Origin of the sequence: Paenibacillus radicis (ex Gao et al. 2016), assembly GCF_014641555.1 — a bacterium.
Taxonomy (GTDB): domain Bacteria; phylum Bacillota; class Bacilli; order Paenibacillales; family Paenibacillaceae; genus Pristimantibacillus; species Pristimantibacillus radicis.
This window is the reverse complement of the sequence record NZ_BMHY01000024.1, coordinates 60,280-66,634: the sequence shown is the minus strand read 5'-3', so window position 1 is coordinate 66,634 and position 6,355 is coordinate 60,280. Positions and strand designations below refer to the sequence as shown.

4 protein-coding genes are annotated in these 6,355 nt (G+C 49.3%); all 4 read left to right on the top strand.

The window, feature by feature from the left end; genetic code table 11:
- Positions 1 to 1,483: 1,483 nt before the first annotated feature.
- The 4 genes from IEX98_RS28595 (at position 1,484) to clpC (ending at position 6,236) form a co-directional block, all read left to right on the top strand.
- Positions 1,484 to 1,945: a CtsR family transcriptional regulator gene (locus IEX98_RS28595; protein ID WP_042171519.1), complete on the top strand. Its 462-nt coding sequence runs from the start codon at positions 1,484 to 1,486 to the stop codon at positions 1,943 to 1,945.
- A gap of 150 nt (positions 1,946 to 2,095) precedes the next feature.
- Complete coding sequence (locus IEX98_RS28590) at positions 2,096 to 2,620, top strand: UvrB/UvrC motif-containing protein (RefSeq protein WP_188893072.1); 525 nt, start codon at positions 2,096 to 2,098, stop codon at positions 2,618 to 2,620.
- A 65-nt stretch (positions 2,621 to 2,685) separates the two neighbouring features.
- Complete coding sequence (locus IEX98_RS28585; RefSeq protein ID WP_188893071.1) at positions 2,686 to 3,765, top strand: protein arginine kinase; 1,080 nt, start codon at positions 2,686 to 2,688, stop codon at positions 3,763 to 3,765.
- Between the two features lie 2 nt (positions 3,766 to 3,767).
- A complete protein-coding gene (gene clpC / locus IEX98_RS28580) occupies positions 3,768 to 6,236 on the top strand; it encodes an ATP-dependent protease ATP-binding subunit ClpC (protein ID WP_188893070.1) in 2,469 nt (822 codons plus the stop codon).
- Positions 6,237 to 6,355: the final 119 nt, after the last annotated feature.

The window sequence follows — 6,355 nt, the reverse complement described above, 5'->3', positions numbered from 1 at the left end:
CCGCAGGGTCCTGGGAGAGTAGGACGTCGCCAAGCACGAGAAGCCTGCCGCATGTTTGCGGCAGGTTTTTTGTTGTGCGAGCCCTTTACCTGTTTAGCAAGGATAACAATTACAACAGAAGCTGCTCTTGTATGGCGTGTAGCTCCTAGAGTACGGTGTGACGTTGCAGATGGTGTCCTAGAGCCTTTTATAGCTCGAAGTCGCTTAAGTAACTTGTGCTTATGTGCTCTTATTAATTGTGGATAAATAACGAGCCGTAACAGCTTTTTTATATCATCCAAAATGTTTTTTGCATTTTATCGAAGTGAAGGAATTATAAATGCTAACGCATTATAGTAGCTGCTGCACCATAGGCCGCTGGATGATGTTAATGATAATTACCTGCGTTTATTATACACAGTGTATAGTGTTTGGAGTTAATTTGAACGTACGCACATAATTACACACATATTAAATCGTTTGCTGATGAACAGCTTTTAGCTTTTGAACAAAGTATTCGATCAGGGCTATATACTCACTCATTCACTCTCACAATGGAAGTAAAACGAAGGACTTGTTCCCGCACTGAGCTGGACGTGTGTACTGGAATACCGGCGCTTCTTGCATTTCTCTCTATTTGAAGGAGCTCAATTGCATACGCATTGCATTGCATACGCACCACCTGCTGCACAGTTATAACATTGAAAGCACCATTCTGGACGTATCTTATACTCGCTGTAATTTGCGGCATTGTTGTTTAGTTGCTCCGTGCTGCACTACCATATACCAACAGGGTACATCCTCACTCCACCTGGTGTATTGCAAGCTGTGCCCAGCACATCTCCCTCATTTACTCACAATAACCCGGCAGCCCGCTCCCCCTGTGTACGCCTCCCTCAATCGTACACACAGCTTGTACACATTTTCCCCAACGCACCTTGCACAACTTGCGCGTTTAACTTATTCACAGTGAATAAGTTAAAACGAGAAAATGTTGATGAACCGTGACATTTCGATAATCACATGTGCATAACTTCAAGGGCAGGCTTATCCTTATGTTCTCCACAGTCTGTTCATAACAATGAAGATAAAGTGGGCATCTAGATTGGCATTCATACGACTGTTCGTCTCAGAGAGAAACATTGATTGTCCCGTTAAATAAACCTTCATCTATAGCTACTCCTCCGTTTCATCAACTAACTCGATTTTTATCACAATGGACCATCCTGTGAAATGTTGCTAACCCGCTTTCACGCCTCATGCTGAACATATCCGTGTCATCCATTTGGATTTGGGGTATAAATAACTGTAAAGCGCATCAAGATAGGTATTACGGGCGTTTTGACTAAGCAGCTGACAATCGTCAGAAAATTGCAAATCCATCACTTGACCTTTGACTTTTTTTGCGTATAATAAAGTTAAAGTCAAAGAAAGTCAAAGTCAGTCGGAGCCCTATAAAAGCACTGCTCTAAAGGCTCCAAAGCATTACTGGGAGGTTGGTGATTTGCGTAACATTTCCGATCTCATCGAGCAATACTTGAAGCATATGCTGCAGGATAGTCCAGAGGGCGCTGTTGAGATCCAACGAAACGAGCTGGCAGACCGGTTCTCCTGTGTACCTTCTCAGATCAATTATGTAATCAGTACCCGGTTTACGCTGGAGAAAGGCTACATGGTTGAAAGCAAACGGGGAGGCGGCGGTTATATCCGGATTCAACGGGTAGACCTTCCGGCACTCAAGACGATTCAATTCCATATCCATGATACGATTGGTGATTGCGTCGAACAGAGTGCAGCAGAAGGATTGATTTATCAGCTTGAAGAAGCAGGTCTCATTACAAAGCGGGAAGGCAATCTGCTCCGCGCAGCAGTGGATCGCGAGACAATTGCCGTGAAACTGCCGTTGCGGGACGAAATCAGGGCACGCTTGCTGCGGGCCATGCTGATATCACTTCTCGTCAAGTAACACGCCATAGAAGCAAAGCCGTAACGCATTGCTTTTATTTCGAAGCTAAACGGTAATCTGGACCGTCATACGACGGACAGTGACCGTTGATGCTTTCACATCACGCGCTTGAAATTGCGTTCGTTGTGATAGGAGAGGAGGGATTTCGGCTTGATTTGCCAAGAATGCGGCAATAGGCCGGCAACGCTTCATTTTACGAAGATCGTTAACGGTGAGAAAACTGAATTTCACATTTGCGAAGCATGCGCCAGAGAAAGAGGAGACAGTATCCCCGGAGCGGTGAATGGATTTTCGATCCACAACCTGCTATCAGGATTGCTTGACTTCGATCCCTCCGGCTCAGCAAGCAGTGCAAGCTTAAAACAGCAGCAAGCGCTGCGGTGCGAAGAATGCGGCTTAACGTATACGCAGTTCAGCAAGCTCGGAAGATTTGGGTGCAGCTCCTGCTACCGGCATTTTGCCGACAGGCTCGATCCGCTCCTGAAGCGAGTACATGGCAATACGGTGCATAGCGGTAAAATACCGAAGCGTACCGGAAGTCAAATCCAGTACAAACGCGAAATCGAACAGCTGCGTGGAGAAATGCAGGGCCATATTGAACGCGAAGAATTTGAAAGTGCAGCTGAGCTTCGTGATCGCATTCGCGAGCTTGAGCGTAAAATAGTAGATCTCTAGCCATCAAAGCAACAAAACAATAAAAGCATCAAGTAAGGGCAAGGCCGCATGAAGGAGGGTTCCTCTTGACGAAACGTCGTTTCTCACAACAGGCGGTTAGCGATTGGATGAAAGGGGACGGCCCCGAATCCGATATCGTCATAAGCAGCCGAATCCGCATCGCCCGCAATTTGCGTCACAAGCCGTTTCCGATGCTGGCGACCAACGATCAACTGGTCGAAGTGATGGAACAGCTGACGGAAGTTGCGAATTCAGGCAAGCTGAAGCCAATCGGCAAGTTCGAGACGATCGTACTGTCCGAGCTTAATGAACTGGAGAGGCGAGTGCTGGTTGAGAAGCATTTGATCAGTCCGAACCTGGCGAATGAATCGCGGGGCGGAGCGGTTATTTTAAGCGATAATGAATCCGTCAGCATAATGATTAACGAAGAGGATCATCTTCGCATTCAATGTTTATATCCAGGTTTTCAAATTAAAGAAGCTTGGAAGCACGCGAATCGCATTGATGACGTCTTCGAAGATGAAACGGATTACGCTTTTGATGAAAAGAAGGGTTATTTAACAAGCTGTCCGACGAATGTCGGTACTGGAATAAGAGCTTCGGTCATGATGCATTTGCCGGCACTTGTGCTGACGCAGCAGATTAACCGAATTTTATCTGCGGTAACGCAAGTGGGTTTAGCCGTAAGAGGGCTTTATGGGGAAGGCAGCGAGGCACTCGGCAATTTGTTTCAAATTTCGAATCAAATTACGCTGGGGCAATCCGAGACTGAGATCATCGATAATTTGCACGGCGTAGCCAAGCAGATTATCGAACACGAGAAGGCGGCCCGTTCAAGACTAATGTCGGAATCGCGTCTGCGAATTGAAGATCGCGTTAAGCGTTCTTACGGCATCCTGTCTTACGCAGCTGTGATTGACTCTAAGGAGTCGGCGCAGCGTTTGTCGGACGTTAGACTTGGAGTTGATCTAGGGTTGCTGGATGATGTCTCGCCGCAAATCATGAATGAATTAATCGTAATGACACAGCCGGGCTTCCTGCAGCAGGCGTTCAACGAGAAAATGAGCGCTGAACAGCGGGACTACAGGCGGGCTGAATTAATCCGCAAGCAATTGCGGAGTCAAACCGAGCATGGGGGTGCGTGAATATGATGTTTGGACGATTTACGGAACGGGCACAGAAGGTGCTGGCACTGGCACAGGAGGAAGCGGTTCGTCTTGGACACAACAATATTGGTACGGAACATATATTACTTGGCCTGATTAGAGAAGGCGAAGGCATCGCAGCGAAAGCTTTGATCGGTCTTGGCCTTGGACTTGAAAAAATACAGGATGAGGTAGAAGCGTTAATCGGCCGCGGACAAGAACAGCCGACGAACATCGCCTACACGCCTCGTGCGAAAAAAGTAATTGAGCTTTCAATGGATGAAGCGAGAAAGCTTGGCCATACTTATGTCGGCACCGAGCATATTCTTCTCGGCCTCATTCGTGAAGGTGAAGGCGTGGCGGCGCGGGTGCTCAACAATCTGGGCATCAGCCTGAACAAAGCCCGCCAGCAAGTGCTGCAGCTTCTAGGAAGCAGCGAAGCGGTATCCAGTAATCACGGTGCCCCTTCTAATGTCAGCACGCCAACACTCGATGGTCTGGCACGCGATCTGACGGCTTACGCGAAGGAAGGCAACCTGGATCCTGTTATTGGCCGCAGCAAGGAAATCGAGCGCGTGATTCAAGTGCTCAGCCGCCGGACGAAAAACAATCCGGTACTCATCGGTGAGCCGGGCGTTGGTAAAACAGCCATCGCAGAAGGCTTGGCACAAAAAATTATCGCCAATGAAATTCCTGAGACACTGCGCGACAAACGCGTCATGACGCTCGATATGGGCTCTGTCGTTGCCGGTACGAAATATCGTGGCGAGTTCGAGGATCGACTGAAAAAGATTATGGATGAAATCCGGCAAGCCGGCAACATCATCCTCTTCATTGACGAGCTGCATACACTCATCGGAGCTGGCGGCGCAGAAGGCGCGATTGACGCCTCCAACATTTTGAAACCGGCTCTGGCCCGCGGCGAACTGCAATGCATCGGCGCAACGACGCTGGATGAATACCGCAAATATATCGAGAAGGACGCAGCGCTGGAGCGCCGTTTCCAACCGATTACAGTAGATCAGCCGTCGCCGGAAGAAGCGGTTCAAATTCTGATGGGGCTGCGCGACCGTTACGAAGCGCATCACCGGGTTAAAATTACCGATGAAGCGATCGTTCAAGCAGTCAAACTGTCGGATCGCTACATTACCGACCGGTTCCTGCCGGATAAAGCGATTGACCTTATCGATGAGGCGGGCTCTAAAGTCCGGTTGAATTCATACACGGTACCGCCGAATCTGAAGCAGCTTGAGAATCGTCTCGAGGATATCCGCAAGGAGAAGGACGCAGCGGTACAAAGCCAAGAGTTCGAAAAGGCTGCTGCCTTGCGAGATACGGAGCAGAAGATTCGCGAAGAGCTGGACGTAACGAAAAACCAATGGAAAGAAAAACAAGGCCGTACTGATTCCGAGGTTACGCCTGAAGATATCGCACAAGTCGTGGCAAGCTGGACCGGCATTCCGGTCAGCAAGCTCGCAGAGGAAGAAACTCAGCGTCTGCTTAATATGGAAGCTCTGCTTCATGATCGTGTTATCGGTCAAGACGAAGCGGTCAAAGCGGTATCAAGAGCAATCCGCCGTGCTCGCGCAGGCTTGAAAGATCCGAAGCGTCCGATGGGCTCCTTCATCTTCTTGGGTCCAACGGGTGTTGGTAAAACCGAGCTGGCCCGCGCTCTCGCGGAAGCGATGTTCGGAGACGAGAATGCGGTCATCCGCATTGATATGTCGGAATATATGGAGAAGCATTCCACTTCACGCCTCGTCGGCGCGCCTCCGGGCTATGTCGGCTATGAGGAAGGCGGCCAATTGACCGAGAAGGTTCGCCGCAAGCCGTATTCCGTTGTCCTGCTTGATGAGATTGAGAAGGCGCATCCGGAAGTATTCAACATTCTGCTGCAGGTGCTGGAGGATGGACGCTTGACCGATTCCAAAGGTCGGGTCGTTGACTTCCGCAATACGCTGATCATTATGACGTCGAACGTTGGCGCCGATCAAATTAAACGCAATTCGTCGCTTGGCTTCACAGCGGTACATGATGCCGGCCGCGACTTTGCACAAATGAAAGACAAAGTAATGGCTGAGCTGAAGAAAAGCTTCCGTCCGGAGTTCCTGAACCGGATCGACGAAACGATCGTGTTCCACTCGCTGGAGCAAGAGCATATCGCTCAGATCGTAACGCTCATGTCCGACGATCTTCGCAAGCGTCTGCGCGAGCAAGAGGTGGATTTCGTACTCACCGATGCTGCGAAAGCATTCCTCGCGAAGGAAGGCTTCGATCCGCAATACGGTGCGCGTCCGCTGCGCCGTGCGATTCAGAAGCATATTGAGGACCGGTTGTCCGAAGATCTGCTGATGGGCAAAATCAGCAAAGGCGACACATTTACGATCGACGAGAAGGACGGCGCTTTGACCGTTACCCGTTCGGCCGACGTTGAGAAGGAAGCCGTTTCTGAGGAACCGGCAGCCAAATAATAGCTTGAATACAATGCGCTTCTTCCGGAAACGGAAGGGGCGCATTTTTTTTCATAGGCACAGGGGTTTATACGCTCGGGATTAAATGGTAAACTTTGAATGAAAGCGTATGTTAAAAG